We start from the raw sequence: 22,329 nt of genomic DNA, 5'->3' as shown, positions 1-22,329 counted from the left end.
GGGTGACATGCACGAACAGCTTGCAGCGGTAACAGATGAAACGACGTTTCTGAAGTTGATCCGCGCGGAGCTGCCTGTATCGCCGCTGTAGCAGTCGTTCGACTGATACAGCATGTGCCTGTACGCGCCGCCTTGTGCCTTGTCGCCGCCGTGCCGCGCTTCTAGACTGGGGCCTTCTCAACGCTGCGACTGCCTGCCATGACCGAACTCTTGCCCCTGATGAGCTATTGCTTTGTGATGTCCGCCACGCCCGGTCCGAACAACGTCATGCTGGCCACCACTGGCGCCAATTTCGGCTATCGCGGTGCGCTGCCGGTAATCCTCGGCATCCAGGCCGGCATCTTCGTGCAGACCATGCTCATGTGCGTGGGGCTGGGCAGCGTGTTCGTTGCGTACCCGATGGCGCAGCAGCTGCTGCGGATCGCGGGCGCGCTGTACCTGGTGTTTTTGGCCTGGAAACTTGCCGGCGCCTCGGTGGCGGGAAGCAGCGCGCCGAAGGCCGTGTCGTTGGCGCAGGCGGCGCTGTTTCAGGCGCTGAACCCGAAGAGCTGGCTCAAGGCGATCACCATGGCGTCCGTCTTCATGCCTGCGCAGGGCAATATGCTCGCCAGCGCGCTGCTGGTGTCCGTGATCGGCACCGTGGTAGGCATGCCGTGTAACGCCATGTGGGCGCTGTTCGGCGTCGCTATCCGCAGCGTGCTGAAAGCGCCCCGCAACCAGCGCATCTTCAATTTGACGATGGGTGCCATCCTGCTGGCCCTCGCCCTGACGTTTTTACGCTAGACTGCCACCATGTTCGCCATCGACCGCTCCTCGCCCATCGCCCTGTTCAAGCAGATCGAGGCCGCATTGCGGCTGCAGATCGCGCAACGCATCCTGCCTGGCGGAACCAGGCTGCCGTCGATCCGCCAGCTCGCCACGCAGCTCGCGGTGAGCACCAACACCGTGGTGGTGGCGTATGACAGGCTGGTGGCCGCGGGCGTCATCGATACGCACGGCACGACGGGTTTTTTCGTCTGCGTCCCCGCTGACGCCGGCCGCGCCGTTCCCGATGAGGTGGCGCTGGAAGCGGGCCAGGAGCAGGAGCCGGTCTGGCTGAGCCAGCAAGTGAACGACCAGCGGCCGGGCGTGCTGCTGGCCAGCAGCGGCGCCTTGCCGCCCACGTGGCTGCAGGACGCGCTGCCGGCGGCGGCCGTGCAGCGTGGCCTGGCGCGCAGCGCGGCCGGCATGGCTTCGCGCTGTCCGCCGCAAGGGCTGGCGGAATTGCGCGAGCAGATCGCGCTGCTGTTGCGCGGCATCGGCATCGCCGCGGATGCCAGCCACATCCTCACCACGTTCGGCGGCACCCATGCCATCGATCTGATCTGCCGCACGTTTCTGCAGCCCGGCGATACGGTGCTGGTGGAAGACCCGGGATACTTCCTGATGTTCGGCAGGCTGTGCCAGGACGGCGTGCGCCTGGTGCCCATCAAGCGCCGTCCCGATGGCCTCGACCTGGACGAACTGGAAGCGGCCTGCCGCGCGCACCGTCCGCGCCTGCTGTTCGTGCAGACGGCTTTGCACAATCCCACCGGCTGGAGCAGCAGCGCCGCCAACCTGCACAAGGTGCTGATCATGGCGCAGCAGCATGGCTTCCTGATCGCCGAAGACGATGTGCACGGCCATTTCCAGCCGGGTCACAGCACGCGGCTGGCGTCGCTGTCCGGACTGGACGGCGTGATCTACTACTCGAGCCTGTGCAAGGCGCTGAGCCCGGCCTTGCGCATGGGCTACCTGGCTGCGGCACCCGCCTTGCTCAAGCTGCTGATGCGCACCAAGATCCATTCCATCATGACCTTGCCTGCGCTGAACGAATACGTGCTGCTGGAAGTGCTCAAGGCCGGCAATCTGCGCAAGCACCTGGAGCGGCTGCAACGCAAGATCATGGTGGCGCGCAACGCCAGCACGCGGCAACTGAGCGCGGCCGGCGTGCTGTTCGAGCAGCCCGGCGACGCAGGCATTTTCCTGTGGGGCAGCATGCCCGAAGGGCTGGATGTGGACTTGCTGGTGCAGGATGCCTACCGCAACAAGATCCTGCTGATGCGCGGCGCCGCGTTCTCGGCCAACGACACGCCCGACCAGCACATCCGCTTCAACGTCGCCTTCAGCCAGCATCCGCGCGTGAGCGCCTACCTGGAAGAGCGCCTGCGCGCGGTGGCTGGCGCGCGCTCCAGCCTGGCCCGCGCCTTCCTTTAGTTTTTATTGGTATTCTGGAGCGACGATTTTTTCGTCAACGTGTGAGCAAGGAAGCGCCATGCACAAACAGATCATTCTCAACCTGCCCGTGAAGGACCTGGACAAATCCAGGGCCTTCTTTTCCGCCCTCGGCTTTACTTTCGATTCCCGCTTCAGCGGCGAGAACGCGGCGTTCCTGAACATCGTCGACGGCAGCATCCAGGCCATGCTGACGACCGAAGATTTTTTCCAGTCGCTGATCGGCAAGCCGGTGGCGAATGCGAAGGATGCCAATGAAGTCGTCATTTGCCTCAGTTGCGAAAGCCGGGAAGAGGTGGACGGCCTGATCGCCAAGGCCGCGGCCGCCGGTGGGCGCATACCGCATCCGCCCGAAGACCAAGGCTTCATGTATGACCAGGGCTTCGAGGATATCGATGGCCACCTGTGGAACCTGGTTTGGACGGCGCCGGAAGCCTGACGCGAACCGCTGGAATCAGTTTTTCGTGCGCACCTGGCGCACGTGGTTTTCCAGTTCGCTGAACGACGGGCGTTCCGTGGCGGAAATGACCTTGCGGCCGAATTCCACGGCCAGGGCCGGGGCGTAGCCGTTCAGGCTGGCCAGTAACGTCACTTTCACGCACTGGTACATCTTCGCCGTTTCATGGTGCTTGCGGCGCAGCAAGCTGGCCAGGGGCGCGATGAAACCGTAGGCCAGCAGGATGCCGATGAAGGTGCCGACGAGCGCCTGTGCGATCAGCACGCCCAGCTCGGCCGGGGGCAAGCCGACGGACGCCATCGTGTGCACGACGCCCATGACGGCGGCCACGATGCCGAAGGCGGGCATGGCGTCGGCCAGCTGCGAAATCGTCTGGATCGGCATTTCCGCATCTTCATGGTGCGTCTCGATCTCGTTATCCATCAGGTTTTCGATCTGGTAAGCGTCCATATTGCCCGACACCATCAGGCGCAGATAATCGGTGATGAATTCCAGGATGTGCTCGTCGCCGAGCGTGTACGGGTATTTCACGAAGATGGCGCTGCGGTACGGGTCGTCGATATCGTCCTCGACCGACATCAGGCCTTCCTTGCGGATCTTGCTGAGGATTTCATACATCAGCCCCATCAGCTCCATATAGCGCGCCTTCGTGTATTGCGAGCCGTGAAACAGGGTGGGCAGGGCGGCGAACGTGGCGCGGATGGCCTTGGCGTCATTGCCGACAAAGAAGGTGCCCAGCGCGGCGCCGCCGATCATCAGCAGTTCCAGCGGCTGGAACAGGGCGCCCAGGTGACCGCCCTGCATGGCGAAGCCGCCGAAGACGGAAAACAGCACGACGAGAAATCCGAGGATGACTAGCAAAACCTACTCCTTCATAATATTGCCATATCGCAATATTGTAGTTTAACCTGATTCTGCTGCTGTGGCCGCTTCTGGCTGCAATTGCTCGATGAGAAAATTGATAAAAGCGCGCACTTTGGCGGGCAGCTGGTGGCGGCTCGGGTAGTAGGCGTACAGGTCGGCCGGCGCCAGCGCGTAGTCTTCCAGCACCACGCGCAGGCGGCCGCTGTCGAGGTAGCGGGCCAGGTCCCATTCCGAGCGCAGCAGGATGCCGTGGCCGTCCAGCGCCCAGCCCAGCACCACGTCGCCATCGTTGCTGGCCACCGTGCCGCGCACTTTTACCGTGTGGGTGGCGCGGCCACGACTCAGGCGCCAGATGCCGTAGGCGTCGTCATTCTGCCGGTGCACGATGCAGCGGTGCCGCGCCAGGTCGTCGGGCATCTGCGGCGTGCCGTGCGCCTGCAGGTAGGCGGGCGAGGCGCACAGGAAGCGCCGGTTCGACATGATGCGCCGCGCGGACAGCCGCGTGTCGGGCAAGTCGCCGAAGCGTATGCCCAGGTCGTAGGCCTGCTCGACCAGGTTGATGGGGCTGTCCGTCAGCTGCAGCTGCACTTCCAGCTGCGGATGGCGCAGGGCGAATTGCGACAGCAGGGGCGCGATCACCGTGCGCCCGAAACCGAGGGTGGCGTTCACGCGCAGCAACCCGCGCGGCTGCGCGCTGCCGCTGGCCAGGGATTCCTCCATGGCGCGGATATCGTCGAGGATCTGCCGCGCCTGCGCCAGGTAGCTTTCGCCATCGCCCGTCAGGCTGATGCGCCGCGTGCTGCGGTTCAGCAAACGCACGCCCAGGCGCTGCTCCATCAACTGCAGGCGCTTGCTGACGGCGGGCGGCGTGATGCCTAGCTCGCGCGCCGTGGCCGACAGGCTGCCCAGCTTGGCCAGCAGCACAAAGAAAGCCATTTCCGTCGTCGCGTCGCTTTTCATTATTAACTCTAAGTGAAGAATGGTTTAAATTGCTATCGATTATACGACTGTCTATCGCGGTTAAGCTGGCGTCACCGTTCACCCACAGGAGACCCGCATGAAGATCGTCGACATCCGCGAAAAGACCATTCCCATCTCTTCGCCCATCCGCAACGCCTACATTGATTTCAGCAAGATGACCCTGAGCCTGGTGGCCGTCGTCACGGACGTGATGCGCGAGGGCAAGCCCGTCGTCGGCTACGGCTTCAATTCGAATGGCCGCTATGGCCAGGGCATGCTGATGCGCGAGCGTTTCATCCCGCGCATTCTCGACGCCGACCCCGCCAGCCTGGTGACGGATGATGGCGGCAACCTCGACCCGCACAAGGTGTGGGACTGCATGTACACGAATGAAAAGCCGGGCGGCCACGGCGAGCGTTCGGTGGCCATCGGCACCATCGACATGGCCATCTGGGATGCCGTGGCGAAGATCGACAACAAGCCCTTGTTCCAGTTGCTGGCCGAGCGCCATGGCACGGGCGTGCCGGACAAAAAAGTCTTCGTGTATGCGGCCGGCGGCTATTACTACCCGGGCCAGAGCTTGAGTGCCCTGCAGGACGAGATGCGCAGCTATATCGACCGCGGCTACACGGCGGTCAAGAAAAAGATCGGCGGCGCCTCGCTCGATGACGATTTGCGCCGCATCGACGCCATCATGGAGGTGCTGCAGGATGGGCAAAAGCTGTGCGTGGATGCGAACGGCCGCTTCGACCTCGATACGTCGATCGCCTACGCCAAGGCGCTGCGCCAGTACGACCTGTTCTGGTACGAGGAGGCGGGCGACCCGCTCGACTTCGAACTGCAGGCCACCCTGCGCAGCTACTACGACAAGCCGATGGCGACGGGCGAAAACCTGTTTTCCATGCAGGATGCGCGCAACCTGATCCGCTATGGCGGCATGCGCGCGGACCGCGACTGGCTGCAGTTCGACTGCGCCTTGAGCTACGGCCTCGTGGAATACTTGCGCACCCTGGACATGCTGCACCAGCACGGCTGGTCGCGCAGCCGCTGCATCCCGCACGGCGGCCACCAGATGTCCCTGAATATCGCGGCCGGCCTGGGCCTGGGCGGCAATGAATCGTATCCCGATCTGTTCCAGCCGTTCGGCGGTTTTCCCGATGGCGTCAAGGTCGAGAACGGCCACATCACCATGCCGGACCTGATTGGCATCGGATTCGAGGGCAAGGCGAACCTGTATGCGGAAATGCGCGCCCTGAGCGGGCAGTAAGCGTTATTCGCTGTGCTGCCAGAAGCGCAGCCGGTTGCCGAACGGGTCGGCCACTTCCAGGATGCGGCCCCAGTCCTCGTCGCGGATGCCGGGCCGCGCATACGGATAATCCCTGGCCTGCAGTTCCGCGTGCAGGGCGGCGATGTCGTCGACGGGGATCAACAGCGCCGCGCCCGGCGTGGCGTCGCCGTGGTGTTCGGACAGGTGCAGCACGAGCTCGCCGCGCGTCACCTGCGTGTACAGCGGCGCCGTCGGCTCGAAGCGATGTTCCCAGTCGACGGTAAAGCCGAGGAAGCCGAGGTAGAACTCGCGCGCCTTTTCTTCCGAGAAGATGCGCAGGATGGGGATGGCAGCATGCATGGCGGCGCTTTCGACAGGTGGGAAAGCCGCCATTCTAGCCGCAGGCCAGCGCCTGGCGTTTCACCTGCGCGGCGGGGCTGGTCTTCTCCCAGCGGAACAGCCACATGATGATCAGCTTGGTCGTGGCGCTGACGCTGGCCAGTAGCAGCAATGGCCAGCCTGTCGACAGGCCCATGACGCAGGCAAAGAAGATGGTGCTGACATCCATCGCCAGGATGAACTGGCTCATCTTTAACGACACGGCGCCCGTCCTGCCCGAGCGCCAGATCAGGCGGATCTGGTGCGCATAGCCTTGCGCCAGCAGCACGGTGACGGCGACGATCAGGCTTTGCGAGATCACGCGCTTTTCGTCGCTGAAGGTGGGACCGAAGGCCAGCCCCGCCACACCCGCGCCCAGCAGCAGCGCGCAGGCCAGCAGCGCATTGCGCGATGTCGTGCTGCGGCGGTCACGATATATCTCGAACAGGATGCCCAGCGCGATCAGCGAGGCGATCAAACGGGGCCAGACGATGTAGTGGTTGAACGGCGTGATCGAATAGCCGTAGACGAAGAACGCGCAATACGCAAGGAAGCTGACGGTGAATTGGTTGATGGACAGGATGTCCGTCGTCTTGCCGGCGCCGATGCCGGCATCGCGCTTGCGCTGCCAGATTTTTTGCAGCTGCGACCACAAACCAAACAGGCTGACGACGATGAAGAGGGAATTGAGGCTGCCGGCGAAGGCGTACAGTGAACTCGATGGCAAGGTGTCTCCTGGATGGCAAGGCAGGACGCCTTGTCTATACATTTTATTTGTGCAGAATGTTCTCATGAAGTAAATTGCCACGCAAGCAATATTGTTTGTCCGGATGACTTTGCCCATACTTGCCGGAACTCACCTATTCCTGCACTTGCCCCTATAATCACGGCATGACTTTATTATCACACCAAGCCCGCTCCGTGCTGGCCAGCATAGGCAAAATGGCCGTTTCCCTGATTATCCTGTTGACCGCACTGTGGGGCGCGCTGGCGCTGTGGTACCAGCTGTCCGGCGGCACGGCGGCGCAAGGCATCGGTGCGCTGCTGTGGGGCGCGCTGGGCGTGGCCAGCATCGCGCTGTGGTGGATGCGGGGCGACGTGCGCGTGCTGCTGCCGTATGCGGCCGGTTTTATCCTGCTGCTCGTGTGGTGGAGTTTCATCACGCCGAAGCAGGAAAGGGTGTGGGCCGACGACGTGGCGCGCAACGTCACGGGTACGGTCAAGGGCAATCTCGTCACCCTGGACAATGTGCGCAATTTCGACTGGCGCAGCGATGACGACTACACGGTCAAGTGGGAGCAGCGCAGCTACGACCTCGACGAACTGCGCACGGTGGACACGGCGCTGTCGTACTGGACGGGACCTTACATCGCGCATACCTTGATTTCCTTCGGCTTTGCCGACGGACGCTTTTTGACGTTTTCCATCGAGATCCGCAAGGAGAAGGGCGAGCGCTTTTCCGCCATCGGCGGCTTCTTCAAGCATTTCGAAATGAGCCTGATCGCCGCCGACGAGCGCGACATCCTGCGCGTGCGCACGAATGCGCGCGGCGAGGACATGCATCTGTACCGCGTCATGATGTCGAAAGCGGCCATGCGCTCGCTGTTCCTCGCCTACCTGGACGAGGCGCAGTCGCTGAAGAACAAGCCGCAGTTCTACAACACCCTGACGGCCAACTGCACCACCATCGTCTTCGAGATGGTGCGCCGCATCGTGCCGGGCTTGCCGCTCGATTACCGGCTGATGGCCTCGGGCTACCTGGACCGCTACCTGTTCGACGTCAAGGGCCTGGTGCCCGGCCAGACCTTCCAGCAGCTGCGTGATGGGGGTCACGTCACGGCGCGCGCGCGGGCGGCCAACGACGATCCTGATTTTTCGCACGCGATCCGCCGCGCCATGCCGGGCTATGACGAAGCGGGCCATCCGACGCTGCAAATGCCACGCCAGTAGCCGTCTGCCTTATACTGTCGCCATATCCGACCGGCCGCCTTTCGCGGCCGGTCTCACTTTACGAATAAAGAAGGCCCGCTATGCCATTTTCCTCACTGGGTCTGATTCCCGCCCTGGTCCGCGCCGTCGACAAGGCCGGCTATGCCGCGCCGACGGCCATCCAGGCGGCCGCCATTCCCGCCATCCTGCGCGGCAGCGATGTGCTGGGCGCCGCGCAGACGGGTTCCGGCAAGACGGCCGCCTATGCGCTGCCGCTGCTGCAGGCGCTGATGGCGCCCGCATCCGGCCCGCGCCAGGTGCGCGCGCTGATCCTCGTGCCCACGCGCGAGCTGGCGGCGCAGGTGGGGCAGACCGTGCACGCGCTGGCCAAGCCGCTGCCGATCAAATTGAAGATTTCTGTGCTGTTCGGCGGCGTGTCGATCAATCCGCAGATGATGGACTTGCGCGGCGGCGCCGATATCGTCGTCGCCACGCCGGGCCGCCTGCTCGATCTGGTGCGCCAGAACGCCGTCAAACTGGGCGGCGTGTCGCTGTGCGTGCTCGACGAGGCCGACCGGCTGCTCGACATGGGTTTTTCCGAGGAAATCAACGCCATCCTGGCCCTGTTGCCAGCGAAACGGCAAAACCTGTTCTTCTCCGCCACCTTCCCCGACAGCGTGCAGGCGCTGGCCGACAGCCTGCTGAAGGAACCCGTGCGCATCGAAGTGGCGTCCGAACCGCAGGACCAGCCCGACATCGTGCAGCGCGCCATCACGGTCGACGTGCCGCGCCGCACGCAGCTGCTGCGCTACCTGATCCTGCAGCAGCAGTGGGATCGCGTGCTGGTGTTCGTCGCCACCAAGTACGCGGCCGAACACGTGGCCGACAAATTGCAGCGCGCGGGCCTGCACGTGGGCGCCTTCCACGGCGAATTCAGCCAGGGCACGCGCAGCCAGCTGCTGGCCGACTTCAAGGCGGGGCGCTTGCAGGTGCTGGTGGCCACCGACGTGGCCGCGCGCGGCATCGACATCGCCGGCTTGCCGGCCGTCGTCAACTATGACTTGCCCCGTTCGGCCGTCGACTACACGCACCGCATCGGCCGCACGGGCCGCGCCGGCGAAAGCGGCACGGCCATCAGTTTCGTAACGGCCGATACGGAAGCGCATTTCCGCCTGATCGAAAACCGCAACGACTTGCGCATCGTGCGCGAAGTGGTGGCCGGTTTCGAGCCGACGGAATTGCCTACGCCCGTGAACCCCGTCACGGATACGGTCAATGGCGGCGTGAAGGGGGCGCGCAAGAGCAAGAAGGACAAATTGCGCGAAGCGGCAGCCATGGCGGCGAAAACGGCCGAGGGCAATTAAATCCTCCTTATGTGCGCTAGCCGCTTGAATGACCACGCTTCCCGGACTAAGATTGTGTTTCTATAAAGCAAGGGGACGGGAATGCACAGGAACATGATCAAACGGGTGGCCGCTGCCGCCTGCATCGCGGCGCTGGCCGGTTGCGCCGGCATGGGCGGCAAAAATGAGGGCAGCGGCATGCAGATGCCGGGCAAGGCGCCCGCCGACGCCGCCGTGGCAGCCACCTGGTACAACCCGCCCAGCGAATTTCCCGGCATTTGCCTGACCCAGTTCAAGGATGGCAGCCTGCGTTTCGATGGCGGCTTCGCCTTCTACAATCCGGGCCGCTGGGCCTACGATGGCGCTACCTCCGAACTGCGTTTGCAACTGGCGCCGACGCCATCGTTTGAACTGTCGCACGCGCAAATCGTCCAACACATGAACCTGCTGCGCATCGAGGCGGCCAAAAATACGCTCGTGTATGGCGTGAAAGCCGACACCAAGGCCATCGGCCTGGGCGGCTTTGTGTTTTACCGCGACACGCCTTGTCCGGCAAGGCGCGGATAAGTGCTGGATAAGTGCCGGATTAGTGTCATACGGGAATATTTAGTCGTATAATTTCAAGGCAAGCTGGCTGCCGCGCAACATGGTCTCGCGCGGCAAATTCTCCTTCCAGGCAAGCTCCGATATCGCCATGGCGATGAGAGGATGGTCCGATGGATGTGTACGACGAGCATGACATGCCAGGGACGGCGGTGCCTGCGGCGGCGCCGCGCACCTTGCTGCTGGTCGATGACGAGCCGAATATCCTCGCTTCCCTCAAGCGCCTGCTGCGGCGCGACGCCTACCATATCCTCACGGCCGGCAGCGGCCAGGAAGGGCTGGACGTGCTGGCCAGCCATGCCGTCGACGTCATCGTGTCGGACCAGCGCATGCCCGGCATGCTGGGCGCCGACTTCCTGCGCAAGGCCAAGCTGCTGTGTCCGCAAACCATACGCATCATGCTGTCGGGCTATACCGAATTGCAGGCCGTCACGGACGCCGTCAACGAGGGCGCCATCTTCAAGTTCCTCACCAAACCCTGGGAAGACCATCAGCTGCGCGAGCATATCGCCGAAGCGTTTCGCCTGAAGGGCATCGACGACGACAATGTCCGTCTCAATGCGCAGCTGCGCGAGGCCAACCAGGCGCTGGCGGCGGCGAATGCCGCCATGCAGGCGCTGGTGCACCAGCAGCAGCACCAGATCAGCCGCGATGAGGTCAGCCTCGGCATCGCGCGCGAATTGCTGCAATTTCTGCCGCTGCCCGTGATCGGGCTCGATGAAGACGGCATGATCGCCTTCATCAACGCGGCGGCGGCCAATCTGTTCGAGCGGGGGGCGGCCCTGCTGGGCAACGAGGCGGCGATCGTCTTGCCGCAGCTGTTCGACGGGCAGGGCGCACCCCGGCTGGCCGCCATCGATGGCCAGCCGTACGCCGTGGCCGTCCATCCGATGGGCCTGCATTCGCGCTCGCGCGGCAGCCTCGTCACCCTCAGTCGTCATGGAGTGGTACATGAGTGAAAGCGTGAGTGAAAGCGGACGCGAGATTTCCATGGAGCAGGCGCAGGAAGGCATGGTGCTGGCGCGGGCGTTGAACGACGCCAGCGGCGCCGTGCTGCTGGCGCAGGGCGCCACCCTGACGGCGGCGAATCTGACGGCCTTGCGCAGGCGCAATGTAGAGCGCTGCCACGTCGTCATGGATGAGGTGATCGACCCCGCCGCTCAGGCGCATGCCGAGCAGGAGCGGGCCCGCCGGCTGGAGCGGCTGGCCGTGCTGTTCCGCGCCACGCCGCCCGATTCCGCAGGGGCGGAACTGCTGGCGCTGCTGCAGCGCTACCGGCAAGGGAGCGTCACATGACACGGCTCAGCTTTGAACACATCATCCGCCAGATACAGGAACTGCCCTCGCTGCCCGTGGTGGTGCTGGAGCTGCTGTCGAGCATGGACCAGGACGACACGGACGTGCACGTGCTGGCGCAAAAGATCGAGCTGGATCAGGCCCTGGCGGCGAAGACCCTGCGCATCGCCAATTCCTCGTTCTACGGCATGCAATCGAAGGTCACCAGCATTCCGCAAGCCGTGTCCGTGCTGGGTTTTCACAGCATCCGCACCGTCGTCACGGCTTGCGCCCTGACGGGCAGCTTCGCGCCCGTCAGCGGCGGCTTCGATTTCCAGGCGTTCTGGCGCCATTCGCTGGCCACGGCGATTGCCGCGCGCCTGCTGGCGCCGCACTTGCGTGTCAATCCCGAAACGGCGTTCACGGCCGGCCTGCTGCACGACTTGGGCACCCTGGTGCTGGTGACGCGCTTCCCGGCCGAGCACGCGCTCGTGCGCAGCTACCGCCAGGCGCATGACTGCCAGATGGCCGAGGCGGAACTGGCCGTCATCGGCATCGACCACGCGCAGGTGGGCAGCGCCCTGGCCGCCTACTGGAAGTTTCCCGAGGCGATACAGCAGGCCGTCGCCGACCACCACAGCATCGACCGCCTGGCAGCGGGCGGCTTGCCGCTGGCCGTGCATCTGGCCAATGCCGTCGCCCTGGCGCTCGACCTGGCCGGCGTCGACGATGCGCTGGTGCCGCCCCTGTCGGCGGGGGGCTGGCGCAGCGTCGCTCTGGACGAGCAGGCCTGGCTGGCGCTGCTGCGGCAAACGGAACACACCTTCGATGAAATGTCGCGGATCATGCTGGCATGAACAGGATAGAGGCCATGGAAACAGACGCAGGGCAGACGCTGCCCGCCACGCCGGAACGCCGCCAGGGCGACACCATCGCGCTATCGGCATTTTTCGATGGCCATCCCGTGGCCACGTTCGCCATCGACACGAACCACGTGGTGACGCACTGGAACAGCGCCTGCGAGCAGCTGCTGGGCTTTACGGCCGCCGAGATGGTCGGCACGCGCGAGCACTGGAAGGCGTTTTATCCGCAGCCGCGCGCCTGCCTGGCCGATTTGCTGGTGGCCGACGATATCGCGCTGGGCGAAAACGACCTCTACCTTGGCAAGCTCAAGCGTTCTTCCGTGATTCCCGGCGCCTACGAAGCCGAGGATTTCTTTGCCGATATCGGCCCCGACGGCCACTGGCTGCATTTCACGGCGGCGCCCCTGCGCGACCGCCAGGGACGCCTGGTGGGCGCCATCGAAACCCTGCGCGACGTGAGCGAGCGGCGCCTGGCGGAACTGGCGCTGCGCAAGGCGCACGACAACCTGGAACACCTGGTGGCCGAGCGCACGGCCCAGCTGGCGGAAATGAACGAGCGCCTGGCCGACGACATCCGCCAGCGCCAGATCGCCGATCTGGAATTGCGCGAGCGTAACTTGGCCCTGACGGAGCTGAACAGCAAGCTGTCGCTGGCGCAGCAAAAGCTGCTGCAGTCGGAAAAACTGGCTTCGATCGGCCAGCTGGCCGCCGGCGTGGCGCACGAAATCAACAATCCCATCGGCTATGTGTTTTCCAACGTCGGCACCCTGGAAGGCTATCTGGATGACCTGTTCAGCATGCTCGACGCCTATGAGGAAGCCGAGCCGGCCGTCGCCGACGCCGTGGTGGCGGCACGCCTGCGGGCGCTGCGCGAACAGATCGACCTGGACTTCCTGCGCACCGACATTCCCATGCTGATGGGCGAATCGAAGGAAGGCATTTCGCGCGTGCGCCGCATCGTGCAGGACCTGAAGGATTTTTCGCGCACGGATGCGCACCAGGAGTGGGTCTGGGCCGACCTGCGCCAGGGCATCGATACCACGCTCAATATCGTGAATAACGAGGTCAAGTACAAGGCCGACGTGGTGCGCGAGTATGGCGACATTCCCGACATCGAATGCCAGCCTTCCGAGCTGAACCAGGTGATCATGAACCTCGTCGTCAACGCGGCCCACGCCATGGGCGAGGAGCGCGGACGCATCACCCTGCGCACGGGCAGCGACAACGCGACGGAAGTGTGGATCGAGGTCGAGGACACGGGCGGCGGCATCGCGCCCGAACACCTGTCGCGCATCTTCGACCCCTTCTTTACCACCAAGGCCGTCGGCAAGGGCACGGGACTGGGCCTGTCGCTGGCCTACACCACGGTACAAAAGCATCACGGCCGCATCGACGTGCGCAGCGTCATCGGCAGCGGCACCACCTTCCGCATCACCTTGCCCATGCGCCAGGCGCAGGCCGTCGCACCATGACCGAACAGGACAGCATGAACACGAGCACCAGCGCCAGCATCGCGGCCGCGCCACCCACCATCCTGTGCGTCGACGACGAACCGAATATCCTGTCGTCGCTGCGCCGCCTGTTCCGCCCGCACGGCTACCGCGTGCTGACGGCCGACGGCGGCGCGGCCGGCCTGGCCCTGCTCGAGAGCGAGACGGTGGACCTGGTCATTTCCGATATGCGCATGCCGCACATGGACGGCGCGCAATTCCTGGCCCAGGTGCGCCAGCGCTGGCCCGGCACCATCCGCCTGCTGCTGACCGGCTATGCCGACATCCAGTCCATCCTCGACGCCATCAACCAGGGCGAAATCTACCGCTACGTGACCAAGCCCTGGGACGAGAACGATATCGTGCTGGTGGTGCGCCACGCGCTGGAACGGCGCGCGCTGGAGCAGGAAAAACTGCGCCTCGAAGCGCTGACGGCCAGCCAGAACGTGGAACTGCAGGCGCTCAACGCCAGCCTGGAAGCGAAGGTGGCCACGCGCACGCAGCAGCTGAAACAGTCGCACGACGAGGTGCAGGCGGCCAACGAGCGCCTGAAGGCCACGTTCGTGACGACCATCAAGGTGTTTTCCAACCTGATCGAAATGCGCGGCGGCAAGCTGGCCGGCCATGCGCGGCGGGTGGCCGATCTGTCGCGCAAGCTGGCGCAGGCGCTGGGCCTGGAAGGGCAGGACGCGCGCGACGTGTTCATCGCGGCCCTGCTCAAGGATATCGGCAAGCTCAGCCTGAGCGACGACGTGCTGGAGCTGCCGGCCAGCGCCTGGACGGGCGAGCAGCTGGCCGCCTTCCGCAAGCATCCGCTGCGCGCCGAACAATTATTGATGGCGCTCGACGAGCTGCGCGCCGTTTCCGTGATCCTGCGCTCGCAGCTCGAGCGCTTCGACGGCGGCGGCTTTCCCGATGGCTTGGTGGGCCTGGCCATTCCGATGGGCGCGCGCATCCTGGCGCTGGCGTCGGACTACGACGGCTTGCAGATCGGCGCCATGGTGCAGCGCAGCCTGCGCGCCGAGGAGGCTCGCACCCTGATCTACGACAGCGTCGGCAAGCGCTACGACCCGGCCGTGGTGGCCGCGTTCCGCGCCATCATGGAAGAGACGGAGCCGGCGGCGCGCGACCTGACGGTGCTGTCGGGCCAGCTGGAACCGGGCATGGTGCTGTCGCGCGACCTGATCAGCCGCGACGGCCTGATGCTGCTGGCGGCCGAACACGTGCTGACGGCCCGCGTGATTTCCCAGCTGCTCGATTTCGAAGGCAAGAATGGCGGGCGCCTGAGCATCCGCGTGTATGTGCCCGTGAAGGAAGGTTAGGGCGCTGGCTGGGCTGCCGGCGGCGTGACGGGCAGGTGCACGGTAAAGCGCGTGCCGCGGCCCACTTCCGAGGCCACCTCGATGCGTCCGCCGTGCTTGTTGACGATGCCGTACGACAGCGACAGGCCCAGGCCCGTGCCGCTGCCCACGGCCTTGGTGGTGAAGAACGGTTCGAAGATGCGGTTCAGGTGCTCGGGCGCGATGCCTGCCCCCGTGTCGCCGATCTCCACCCACACCCAGTCGCCGGCATGGCCGGTGCGGATGCTGATCACGCCGTCGCTGCTGATGGCCTGGCCCGCGTTGACGAGCAGGTTCATGAATACCTGGTTCAGCTGCGAGGCCAGGCACAGTATCTGCGGCAGTTCGCCATAGTGTTTCTCGATGCGCGCCTTGTATTTCAATTCGTTGGCGACGATATTCAGGGTGCTGTCCAGGCCCGCATGCAGGCTGGCCACTTGCCAGTCCGTCTCGCCCACGTGGGAAAACTCCTTCAGCGCCTGCACGATGTCGCGCACGCGTTTCAAGCCATCCATCGATTCGCGCACGAGGTCCACCATGTCGTCCTGCAGGAAGGCCAGGTCCGCCTGCTCGCGCACCTGGGCCACGCGCGCGGCCAGGGCCGGGCCATCGGGTGGCTCGCGCATCGCCGCTTCATACTGGGCGATGACGTCGAACAGGGTGCCCACATAGCCTTGCAGCGAACTCATGTTGGAGTTGACGAAGCCGATCGGGTTGTTGATTTCATGCGCGATGCCGGCCGCCAACTGGCCGATGGAGGCCATTTTTTCCGATTGCAGCAGCTGGTCGTGCGCTTCCTGTAACTTGCTGATCAGTAGTTGCTGCTCTTCGCCGCGCGCCTGCAGCATCGCTTCCATGCGCTTGCGTTCCGTGATATCGGTCAGCGAGCCGATCACCTCGAATGGCACGCCATGCTCGTCGCGCACGAGGCGCAGGCTGTCGTGCATCCACAGATAGCTGCCGTCGCGCACGCGGAAGCGGTATTCGTAGGCGCGCGCCCCCTCGACGAAGATCTGCGCCAGGCTGGAAAAGATGCCGGGCGCATCGTCGGGGTGGATGTGGTCGAACCAGAAGTTGGGATCGGCCACCATCTCCTCGGGCTGGTAGCCCAGCACATTCAAGGCATTGTTGCTGACGAACGTCATCTTGAAGTCGCCGCTGGGCACGGTGCAATAGATGATGGAGGGCGTATTGTCGAGCAGGTATTGCAGGCGCACGGCCGTGGCCGCTGACGCATCGTCGCCAGGCGCCGCGCCGGCATGGCGGCCGGTATCGGGAGTGGAAAGGTCGAAATCCTCGAACTGCATCGTCACACCTCGCTGCCTGCACGGCATAGCTGTCATCCTGGCTCGATTATGCCTGATTCCGCCTGCCTTGGGCCGCCCTCGAAGCGTTCAGGGAGCCAGCGGCTGTTCGACGACCGCCATGCGCCGCGCGATCTGCTGTGCCGCCTGCGTATCGCCCGCCTGTTCGGCGCGCAGGCGCTGCACGCCCAGCCAGGCCAGCAGCGGACGGCGCCAGCCCTGGTCCGAGGCGGTGGCCACGGCCGTGTCGAGCAACTCCGGCGTGGCGCGGCCCGAGCGCAGCAGCACGCCGGCCGCCACCAGCTGCGACAGCGGGTCCTTGATGGCGGCCACGGCGCTGGCGGCGGCCGTATCCGAGCTGGCGCTGGCGGCCGCCCGCTGCGCTTCCGGCAGCAGGGCGGCGTCGGCCGCCTGCGCCTTGCCGGCCAGCCAGGCGGCATACGCGCGGTCGGCGTCTGTCGCGTCGGCCTGCAGGGCGTCAAAGCCGACGCAGTCCTCGAAGGCCAGGCTGGCCACGCGCGCAGCGCAGCGCAGCAGTTCGATGCGCGCCACCAGTTCGAGCTTGCCCGTGCCGGCCACCTGGCTGCGGGCGCGCCGGAATTCCGTCTGCTCGACCAGGGCGTTGCCGCTCAGATAGGCCGATTGAAACCGTTCGACGGAACTTTGCGCATTCATTTTCCAATCCGGCACGGGCGGGCCGCTGGAGCAGGCGGCAAGGGCTGCCAGGGCCAGGGCGGACAAGGCGAGATTGAGTTTTCTCATGGCAGTTTGATCTCCGGATTGCGCTTGAACGGCCATTTGCGGTTGATTTCATTGACCAGCTGTTCGACCTTGCGCAGATTGCTTTCCACGTCGGCGCGCAGCGGGCCCAGGTCGGCTGTCGCCGCCTTGGCGTTGGCGCCCACGGCTTGCGCTTCGACCAGCACGGCGTCGACTTTTTTCAGGCTGTTGCGCGTGTCGGCCAGCAGGGCGTTCAGCTGCACGATGGTCGCCTGCGCATCCGTCATGACGCCCTTGTCGCCAAACACGCGCGTGTCGGCATTGGCCACCAGGCCATCCGTGCGGCGCGCCAGCTGGTCCGCCGTGATCAGCAGGGCGTTGGCCCGCTCGATCAGCAGGCGCGACTGCTTGTCGTCGCCCGTCAGCAAGCCCATGGCGCCGCCCGGACCGCTGAGCTTGCCGGTGACGGCCTGCACGTTGCGCATGGTGCCGTCGAGCGCGGAATCGGTGCCCGTCAGGTTGCCCAGGTTGTTCAGCAAGTCTTTGGCGGCGGCCAGCAGGCGGGGGATTTCCGCCGCCATGTCGCCCACCAGCAAGTCGCGCGTGGCGTCGTCGGGCAGCGGCGGGTCCGTCAGGATGCCGCTGTAGGCGCGCAGCTTGGCGCCGCCCACGATGCCCCGTTCCAGGGTGAAGATGGAGCTGGTGCGCAGCCAGTGCGCGTCTTTGCGCGGCACGTCGATGATGACGCGCGCGCGGCCGTCAGGCGCCAGTTCGATGCGCTGCACGCGGCCGATGGGAAAGCCGGAAAAGGTCAGGTCGGCGCCCACGCCGACGCCATCCGAATCGTCGGCCGTCAGCACCAGGGTTTGCGTGGCTTCGAAGGCGCCGCGCGCATACATCAGGTAGACGACGGAGCCGACCACCAGCACGAACATGAAGACGAGCAGGATGGCCGCCTTCAGTTCGGCGTGGCGCACGGGCGGCGGGGCGGGCAAGACGGCGTCGGGCGCCGTGACGTCGGTCTGGTCGGGATTTGGAGGTTGGCTCATGGCTTCTGGCTCTGGTATGGATGGATCAAGGTTGGCTGGGGGTGGCGGGCATCAGTAGTAATTGCCCATCAGCGAAGCCACTTCGACCAGCAGGATGACGGAAAACAGGCGCAGCATTTCAGACAGTCCGTGCGCGGCCCACAGGCGGTTGCGCCGGCCGTGCGGCTCTTCCGGATAGTAGGAGGAGGCCAGCGGGATCAGGGCCACGGCAAAGCTGAAGAAGATGACCTTGAGCGCTAGGATCAGTGCCACGGCCGGATTGAAGATTTGCCCCACGACGCGCGTGTAGCCTTGCAGCGCCCACGGCGTAAAACCGTAGATGGTGATGTAGGCGAGGACCAGCGAGGTGACGCAGCTGACGATGGCCAGCATCCACACGGCGAAGATGCCAGACATGACGCGCGGAAAGTATTCGCGGCGCAGCAGGTCGACGCCCTGGCGCTGCATTTTCTCAAGCATGCCGGACGAGCGCATTTGCGCGAACGCAATGCCGTCGGGCAGGGTCAGGCGCAGCGCGACGAACAGGGCGGCCGTCAGCGGTATCAGTTCCAGCACCAGCACGCGCACCACCATTTCCAGCGCATAGCGCGACAGGCCGTAGCTTTGCGCGCTGACGACGACGATGCGGATCAGCACCAGGCTGACGAGCGCGCAGGCCACGCTGAACCACACGAGATTGGGCGCCGTGTTCGTCACCAGGCGGTGCGCGAGGATGGGGCGGTTGTCGCGGTTATAGCTCGACGGCGACAGGGCCAGCGAAAACACGAGGATGGCGAAATGCAGCATGCGCCACCAGCTGACCAGCCAGGCCATGGTGGCCCGGTGCAGGCGGCGCAGGCTGATGATGAGGGAGACGGATAGGGTCATCATGGCATCTTAACATCAGGCCGTCCCGGCTGGCAGGGCTGGCGTGCGCGGGCCGCTCCCGCCGCTATTGGCTGCCTACGCTGGCGACGCTGTGGATAATCGCGTCGGCCGCCGCCCGCACGCGGGCCGAGCGGCTCAGGTCGGCATGCATGACCAGCCACACGTCATAGCTTTCCGCCCGCTCGGGCCAGATGCGCACGAGCTGCGGGTCGATGTCGCCCAGGTGGGTGGCCAGCTCGGCCACGCCCAGGCCCGCGCGCGTGGCTTCCTGCAGCATGGCCGCCGAATTCACTTCCATGGCAACCCTGGCGTTGGCGACGGATTCGCCGGCGATTTTCTCGCCATGGCGCGGCGTCACGGAATGGTGGTAGATGACGATGTCGTGCCCTGCCAGCGCCGTGCCGCGCACGGGCTCGCCCCGTTCGGCCAGGTAGCTTTTCGACGCATACAGGCCCAGGCTGCGCTTGACGAGGTGGCGCGAGATCAGGTCGGGGTCGGTGGGGCGCACGCCGCGCACCGCCAGGTCCGCTTCGCGCCGCGTCAGGCTGGCCAGCGCGGGCGCCACGTTGAGCACGATGCGGATGTCCGGATGGGCCGCGTGCAGCTGCTGCATGGCGCGGATGACGAAATGGCTGGCCATGGTGTCCGTGGTGGCCACGCGCACCAGGCCGGACAAACGGTTGTCGACGCCCTGCATCTCGCGCTGCAGCTTGTCGGCCGCCCGCTCCATCGCTTCGGCCGCCGTGAGCGCCAGCTCGCCGGCCGGCGTGGGCACGTAGCCCGACGGCGTGCGCAGGAACAGGGTGGCGCCCAGCGAGCTTTCCAGCGCGGCCAGGCGGCGCCCGCAGGTAGCTTGGTCGATGCGCAGCAGGGCGGCCGCGCCGCGCAGGGTGCCGGCCCGGCCGATGGCGAGGAAGATGCGCGCGTTATCCCAGTCCATCCGTTTCCTTGTGGTAGGTGATGCATTTTTGCATCAAGGTGCCGATTTTATGCCTGTTTACTGCATCGTGCAACGCTCGCATAATGGCTGCCCCGCTGTCTTTGCAAGGAATACCATGTCCGCCCCCACACCGCGCCGCGCCAGCGGCTTGATCCTATTGACCCTGGCTTTCGGCTTCGTCATGGCCATGCTCGACGTCACGGCCGTCAACGTGGCCCTGTCCGATATCGCGCTGGACCTGGCCATACCGCTGACGGGCCTGGTCTGGGTGGTCGACGGCTACACCCTGACGTTTGCCGCGCTGCTGCTGGCTGGCGGCGCGCTGGCCGACCGCTACGGGCCGAAAGCCGTGTACCAGGGCGGCCTCGGCGTCTTCATTGCCGGTTCGATCCTGTGCGGCGCCGCGCCCGACGGGCATTTTTTAACGGCCGCGCGCCTGCTGCAGGGCGCGGGCGCGGCCCTGTTCATGCCCAGTTCGCTCAGCCTGCTGACGCACAGCTTCGACGACGAGCGCGAGCGCACGCGCATGCTGGGCGCCTGGTCGGCGCTGGTGGGCGTGGCTGGCGCGTCCGGTCCATTGATCGGCGGCATCCTCGTGCACGAGTTTGGCTGGCGCAGCGTGTTCTGGGTCAACGTGCCGCTGGGCGTGCTGGCCATCGTCATGGCGCAGCTGCTGCTGGCCGCGCCCGTGCGCCAGCCGCGCGATCTATCCCTGTTCAGCCATGCGCTGGGCGTGGCGGCGCTGGCGGGCCTGAGTTTCGTGCTGATCGAAGGACCCGTGCTGGGCTGGCTGTCGCCCGGCGTGCTGGCGGCGGGTGCGCTGACGGTGCTGTCGGCCGGGCAATTGCTGCGGCGCGAGCGCAGCGGCAGCCATCCGCTGTTGCCGCGCGCACTGTTTCACAGCAGTAGCTTTGGCGCGGCCAATGGCGTGGGTTTCCTGATCAATTTCTGCGTCTTCGGCCAGCTGTTTTTATTGAGCCTGTTCCTGCAGCAATCTGGCGGCGCCGATGCCTTGCAGTCGGGCTTGCGCCTGCTGCCCATGATGGCGGCCTATACGGTAGGCAATTTCATGGCGGGAAGTATTGCGGCCCGCCATGGCACGCGCTTGCCCATGCTGGCCGGCTTGCTGGTGGGCGCCGTGATGGCGCTGTTGCTGATGGGCTTGCGTCCCGGCACGCCGTTTGCGCTGCTGGCGCTGGGCACGGCCGTCATGAACGTGGCCATCGGCATCGCCATTCCCGCCATGACGGCCACCGTGATGCGGGTGGCCGGCAAGCAGCATGCGAACAGCGCGGCGGCGGCCCTGAATGCGAACCGGCAGATCGGCGCCCTGGTGGGCGTGGCCCTGATCGGCAGCATCCTGCACATGGTGCAGGACTGGTCGCTGCGCTTGCCGCTGGCCTACGCGACGATTGCCGTCGCGTATGGCCTGGCGGCGGGCCTGGTCTACCGGCATGTGCATCTGCCGAAGGTCGTGGCCGCCTGACAGTTTATTGCTCGCGCGTGCTGCTCCATTCCACCAGTTCTTCGATGGTGAGGATCGGCATGCCGTGCAGTTCGGCAAAGCGCTCGATATCGTCGCCGCGCATCATGGTGCCGTCCGGGTTCATCAGTTCGCACAGCACGGCGGCCGGGTTCAGGCCCGCCATGCGCGACAGGTCGACGGAGCCTTCCGTGTGGCCGCGGCGCTCGAGCACGCCGCCGGGCGCGGCGCGCAGGGGGAACACGTGGCCGGGGCGCACCAGGTCGGCGGGCTTGGCGTCCGGGGCGATGGCGGCGCGGATGGTGGTGACCCTGTCGGCGGCCGACACGCCCGTCGTGACGCCGTCGCGCGCCTCGATGGACACCGTAAATGGCGTGCCGTAGCGGCTGCCATTGTCGGACGACATGGGCGGCAACTCCAGCGCGCTGACGACGTCCGTCGGCAGGCACAGGCAGACGATGCCGCTGCATTCGCGGATCAGCAGAGCCATGGTTTCGTGCGTGATTTTTTCGGCAGACAGGATCAGGTCGGCTTCGTTTTCACGGTCGAAATCGTCGAGCAGGATGACGGGGATGCCGGCGCGCATGGCGGCCAGGGCGGATTGAATGCGACCTTCGAGGTCGTTGGAAAGCAGGGTATAGCTGTTGACTAACATGGTGAAACGCTCCTCGCATAGGCGAAAAACGCTGCAGGGCAAGCGAATAGACGCAGCCGGCCGCATCGACAGGTCGAACGGACATCGCGTTTACTGCACATCTTCTTTCATCCGGACTATACCGTCGGCCCCGGAATCACACCGGATCTGCTGACCCTGCCAAACGAGGTTGGACAGGCGCTCGCGGGCTTGACCGTTGCCGGTCTTACCGCCGGTGGGGAATCGCACCCCGCCCCGAAGACGTATTGTTGTGCCGGTCCACATGACCGGCGGCAATACTTTAGCACAA

23 protein-coding genes and 1 riboswitch are annotated in these 22,329 nt (G+C 65.3%); of the genes, 13 read left to right on the top strand and 10 right to left on the bottom strand.

Going from position 1 to position 22,329, the window contains the following annotated elements:
• The first annotated feature begins 198 nt into the window (after positions 1–198).
• From CLU90_RS09225 to CLU90_RS09215, 3 genes are read left to right on the top strand one after another with little or no spacing between them, the layout of a single operon-like run.
• The gene (locus CLU90_RS09225; protein ID WP_100427732.1) at positions 199–783 is read left to right on the top strand and encodes a LysE family translocator; all 585 of its coding nucleotides are present in this window, start codon (positions 199–201) and stop codon (positions 781–783) included.
• Positions 784–792: 9 nt separating this feature from the next.
• Positions 793–2,235 (top strand): aminotransferase-like domain-containing protein, encoded by a 1,443-nt coding sequence (locus CLU90_RS09220; RefSeq protein ID WP_100427731.1) that lies wholly within the window; start codon positions 793–795, stop codon positions 2,233–2,235.
• A gap of 58 nt (positions 2,236–2,293) precedes the next feature.
• Positions 2,294–2,692 (top strand): VOC family protein, encoded by a 399-nt coding sequence (locus tag CLU90_RS09215; RefSeq protein ID WP_092714612.1) that lies wholly within the window; start codon positions 2,294–2,296, stop codon positions 2,690–2,692.
• 15 nt (positions 2,693–2,707) lie between these two features.
• Here CLU90_RS09215 and motA read toward each other — a convergent pair whose 3' ends face one another.
• On the bottom strand, positions 2,708–3,571 hold the full coding sequence (motA, locus tag CLU90_RS09210) for a flagellar motor stator protein MotA (RefSeq protein WP_035820336.1): 864 nt from the start codon (positions 3,569–3,571) through the stop codon (positions 2,708–2,710).
• Positions 3,572–3,613: 42 nt separating this feature from the next.
• On the bottom strand, positions 3,614–4,534 hold the full coding sequence (locus CLU90_RS09205; protein ID WP_100427730.1) for a LysR family transcriptional regulator: 921 nt from the start codon (positions 4,532–4,534) through the stop codon (positions 3,614–3,616).
• 97 nt (positions 4,535–4,631) lie between these two features.
• Here CLU90_RS09205 and CLU90_RS09200 point away from each other — a divergent pair, with 97 nt between their 5' ends.
• Positions 4,632–5,801: a mandelate racemase/muconate lactonizing enzyme family protein gene (locus CLU90_RS09200; RefSeq protein WP_100427729.1), complete on the top strand. Its 1,170-nt coding sequence runs from the start codon at positions 4,632–4,634 to the stop codon at positions 5,799–5,801.
• A gap of 3 nt (positions 5,802–5,804) precedes the next feature.
• Here CLU90_RS09200 and CLU90_RS09195 read toward each other — a convergent pair whose 3' ends face one another.
• Both CLU90_RS09195 and CLU90_RS09190 read right to left on the bottom strand, forming a co-directional pair.
• On the bottom strand, positions 5,805–6,161 hold the full coding sequence (locus CLU90_RS09195; protein WP_100429413.1) for a glyoxalase superfamily protein: 357 nt from the start codon (positions 6,159–6,161) through the stop codon (positions 5,805–5,807).
• A gap of 34 nt (positions 6,162–6,195) precedes the next feature.
• Positions 6,196–6,906 carry a hypothetical protein gene (locus CLU90_RS09190; protein WP_198511182.1) on the bottom strand — a complete coding sequence of 237 codons (711 nt, stop codon included), beginning with the start codon at positions 6,904–6,906 and terminating at the stop codon, positions 6,196–6,198.
• A gap of 164 nt (positions 6,907–7,070) precedes the next feature.
• Here CLU90_RS09190 and CLU90_RS09185 point away from each other — a divergent pair, with 164 nt between their 5' ends.
• From CLU90_RS09185 to CLU90_RS09150, 8 genes are all read left to right on the top strand, one after another.
• Positions 7,071–8,129, top strand: a complete 1,059-nt coding sequence (locus CLU90_RS09185; RefSeq protein ID WP_198511181.1) for an Lnb N-terminal periplasmic domain-containing protein — start codon at positions 7,071–7,073, stop codon at positions 8,127–8,129.
• An 80-nt stretch (positions 8,130–8,209) separates the two neighbouring features.
• Complete coding sequence (locus CLU90_RS09180) at positions 8,210–9,472, top strand: DEAD/DEAH box helicase (protein ID WP_100427727.1); 1,263 nt, start codon at positions 8,210–8,212, stop codon at positions 9,470–9,472.
• 81 nt (positions 9,473–9,553) lie between these two features.
• Positions 9,554–10,018 (top strand): hypothetical protein, encoded by a 465-nt coding sequence (locus CLU90_RS09175; protein ID WP_139178312.1) that lies wholly within the window; start codon positions 9,554–9,556, stop codon positions 10,016–10,018.
• Positions 10,019–10,167: 149 nt separating this feature from the next.
• On the top strand, positions 10,168–11,013 hold the full coding sequence (locus CLU90_RS09170; protein WP_092714624.1) for a response regulator: 846 nt from the start codon (positions 10,168–10,170) through the stop codon (positions 11,011–11,013).
• Positions 11,006–11,350 carry a hypothetical protein gene (locus tag CLU90_RS09165; protein WP_092714626.1) on the top strand — a complete coding sequence of 115 codons (345 nt, stop codon included), beginning with the start codon at positions 11,006–11,008 and terminating at the stop codon, positions 11,348–11,350. Before CLU90_RS09170 ends, CLU90_RS09165 begins: the two co-directional genes overlap by 8 nt.
• Positions 11,347–12,186, top strand: a complete 840-nt coding sequence (locus CLU90_RS09160; RefSeq protein WP_100427726.1) for an HDOD domain-containing protein — start codon at positions 11,347–11,349, stop codon at positions 12,184–12,186. The genes CLU90_RS09165 and CLU90_RS09160 overlap by 4 nt, the downstream gene beginning before the upstream one ends.
• A gap of 14 nt (positions 12,187–12,200) precedes the next feature.
• Complete coding sequence (locus CLU90_RS09155; protein WP_100427725.1) at positions 12,201–13,664, top strand: ATP-binding protein; 1,464 nt, start codon at positions 12,201–12,203, stop codon at positions 13,662–13,664.
• On the top strand, positions 13,661–15,004 hold the full coding sequence (locus CLU90_RS09150; protein ID WP_232731139.1) for an HD domain-containing phosphohydrolase: 1,344 nt from the start codon (positions 13,661–13,663) through the stop codon (positions 15,002–15,004). The genes CLU90_RS09155 and CLU90_RS09150 overlap by 4 nt, the downstream gene beginning before the upstream one ends.
• On the opposite strand, the gene CLU90_RS09145 is transcribed toward CLU90_RS09150, so the two are convergent.
• The 5 genes from CLU90_RS09145 to CLU90_RS09125 all read right to left on the bottom strand — a co-directional run bounded on the left by CLU90_RS09145 (position 15,001) and on the right by CLU90_RS09125 (position 19,902).
• A complete protein-coding gene (locus CLU90_RS09145; RefSeq protein ID WP_100427724.1) occupies positions 15,001–16,329 on the bottom strand; it encodes an ATP-binding protein in 1,329 nt (442 codons plus the stop codon). The genes CLU90_RS09150 and CLU90_RS09145 overlap by 4 nt on opposite strands.
• 87 nt (positions 16,330–16,416) lie before the next feature.
• Positions 16,417–17,088, bottom strand: coding sequence for a hypothetical protein (locus CLU90_RS09140; RefSeq protein ID WP_100427723.1), 672 nt, complete (start codon positions 17,086–17,088; stop codon positions 16,417–16,419).
• Positions 17,085–18,095, bottom strand: coding sequence for an MlaD family protein (locus CLU90_RS09135; RefSeq protein WP_100427722.1), 1,011 nt, complete (start codon positions 18,093–18,095; stop codon positions 17,085–17,087). Before CLU90_RS09135 ends, CLU90_RS09140 begins: the two co-directional genes overlap by 4 nt.
• A 51-nt stretch (positions 18,096–18,146) precedes the next feature.
• On the bottom strand, positions 18,147–18,962 hold the full coding sequence (locus CLU90_RS09130) for an MlaE family ABC transporter permease (protein ID WP_175539338.1): 816 nt from the start codon (positions 18,960–18,962) through the stop codon (positions 18,147–18,149).
• Between the two features lie 64 nt (positions 18,963–19,026).
• The gene (locus CLU90_RS09125) at positions 19,027–19,902 is read right to left on the bottom strand and encodes a LysR family transcriptional regulator (protein WP_092714640.1); all 876 of its coding nucleotides are present in this window, start codon (positions 19,900–19,902) and stop codon (positions 19,027–19,029) included.
• A gap of 115 nt (positions 19,903–20,017) precedes the next feature.
• Between CLU90_RS09125 and CLU90_RS09120 the strand changes: the two genes are divergently transcribed.
• Positions 20,018–21,388 (top strand): MFS transporter, encoded by a 1,371-nt coding sequence (locus CLU90_RS09120; RefSeq protein WP_092714642.1) that lies wholly within the window; start codon positions 20,018–20,020, stop codon positions 21,386–21,388.
• 4 nt (positions 21,389–21,392) lie between these two features.
• Here CLU90_RS09120 and ribB read toward each other — a convergent pair whose 3' ends face one another.
• Positions 21,393–22,040 (bottom strand): 3,4-dihydroxy-2-butanone-4-phosphate synthase, encoded by a 648-nt coding sequence (gene ribB / locus CLU90_RS09115; protein WP_100427721.1) that lies wholly within the window; start codon positions 22,038–22,040, stop codon positions 21,393–21,395.
• A 95-nt stretch (positions 22,041–22,135) separates the two neighbouring features.
• Positions 22,136–22,286: riboswitch (FMN riboswitch) on the bottom strand.
• Positions 22,287–22,329: the final 43 nt, after the last annotated feature.

Origin of the sequence: Janthinobacterium sp. 67 (assembly GCF_002797895.1) — a bacterium.
Classification (GTDB): domain Bacteria; phylum Pseudomonadota; class Gammaproteobacteria; order Burkholderiales; family Burkholderiaceae_D; genus Janthinobacterium.
The sequence above is the reverse complement of the archived record's forward strand: the minus strand, read 5'-3'. Positions and strand labels throughout refer to the sequence as shown.

What these genes read in the sequence shown, in the direction of transcription:
- CLU90_RS09225 (WP_100427732.1), top strand. Translation starts at nt 199, where the DNA reads ATGACCGAACTCTTGCCCCTGATGAGCTATTGCTTTGTGATGTCCGCC.
- CLU90_RS09220 (WP_100427731.1), top strand. Translation starts at nt 793, where the DNA reads ATGTTCGCCATCGACCGCTCCTCGCCCATCGCCCTGTTCAAGCAGATC.
- CLU90_RS09215 (WP_092714612.1), top strand. Translation starts at nt 2,294, where the DNA reads ATGCACAAACAGATCATTCTCAACCTGCCCGTGAAGGACCTGGACAAA.
- CLU90_RS09205 (WP_100427730.1), bottom strand. Translation starts at nt 4,534, where the DNA reads ATGAAAAGCGACGCGACGACGGAAATGGCTTTCTTTGTGCTGCTGGCC.
- CLU90_RS09200 (WP_100427729.1), top strand. Translation starts at nt 4,632, where the DNA reads ATGAAGATCGTCGACATCCGCGAAAAGACCATTCCCATCTCTTCGCCC.
- CLU90_RS09195 (WP_100429413.1), bottom strand. Translation starts at nt 6,161, where the DNA reads ATGCATGCTGCCATCCCCATCCTGCGCATCTTCTCGGAAGAAAAGGCG.
- CLU90_RS09185 (WP_198511181.1), top strand. Translation starts at nt 7,071, where the DNA reads ATGACTTTATTATCACACCAAGCCCGCTCCGTGCTGGCCAGCATAGGC.
- CLU90_RS09180 (WP_100427727.1), top strand. Translation starts at nt 8,210, where the DNA reads ATGCCATTTTCCTCACTGGGTCTGATTCCCGCCCTGGTCCGCGCCGTC.
- CLU90_RS09175 (WP_139178312.1), top strand. Translation starts at nt 9,554, where the DNA reads ATGCACAGGAACATGATCAAACGGGTGGCCGCTGCCGCCTGCATCGCG.
- CLU90_RS09170 (WP_092714624.1), top strand. Translation starts at nt 10,168, where the DNA reads ATGGATGTGTACGACGAGCATGACATGCCAGGGACGGCGGTGCCTGCG.
- CLU90_RS09165 (WP_092714626.1), top strand. Translation starts at nt 11,006, where the DNA reads ATGAGTGAAAGCGTGAGTGAAAGCGGACGCGAGATTTCCATGGAGCAG.
- CLU90_RS09160 (WP_100427726.1), top strand. Translation starts at nt 11,347, where the DNA reads ATGACACGGCTCAGCTTTGAACACATCATCCGCCAGATACAGGAACTG.
- CLU90_RS09155 (WP_100427725.1), top strand. Translation starts at nt 12,201, where the DNA reads ATGGAAACAGACGCAGGGCAGACGCTGCCCGCCACGCCGGAACGCCGC.
- CLU90_RS09150 (WP_232731139.1), top strand. Translation starts at nt 13,661, where the DNA reads ATGACCGAACAGGACAGCATGAACACGAGCACCAGCGCCAGCATCGCG.
- CLU90_RS09145 (WP_100427724.1), bottom strand. Translation starts at nt 16,329, where the DNA reads ATGCAGTTCGAGGATTTCGACCTTTCCACTCCCGATACCGGCCGCCAT.
- CLU90_RS09140 (WP_100427723.1), bottom strand. Translation starts at nt 17,088, where the DNA reads ATGAGAAAACTCAATCTCGCCTTGTCCGCCCTGGCCCTGGCAGCCCTT.
- CLU90_RS09135 (WP_100427722.1), bottom strand. Translation starts at nt 18,095, where the DNA reads ATGAGCCAACCTCCAAATCCCGACCAGACCGACGTCACGGCGCCCGAC.
- CLU90_RS09130 (WP_175539338.1), bottom strand. Translation starts at nt 18,962, where the DNA reads ATGACCCTATCCGTCTCCCTCATCATCAGCCTGCGCCGCCTGCACCGG.
- CLU90_RS09125 (WP_092714640.1), bottom strand. Translation starts at nt 19,902, where the DNA reads ATGGACTGGGATAACGCGCGCATCTTCCTCGCCATCGGCCGGGCCGGC.
- CLU90_RS09120 (WP_092714642.1), top strand. Translation starts at nt 20,018, where the DNA reads ATGTCCGCCCCCACACCGCGCCGCGCCAGCGGCTTGATCCTATTGACC.
- ribB (WP_100427721.1), bottom strand. Translation starts at nt 22,040, where the DNA reads ATGTTAGTCAACAGCTATACCCTGCTTTCCAACGACCTCGAAGGTCGC.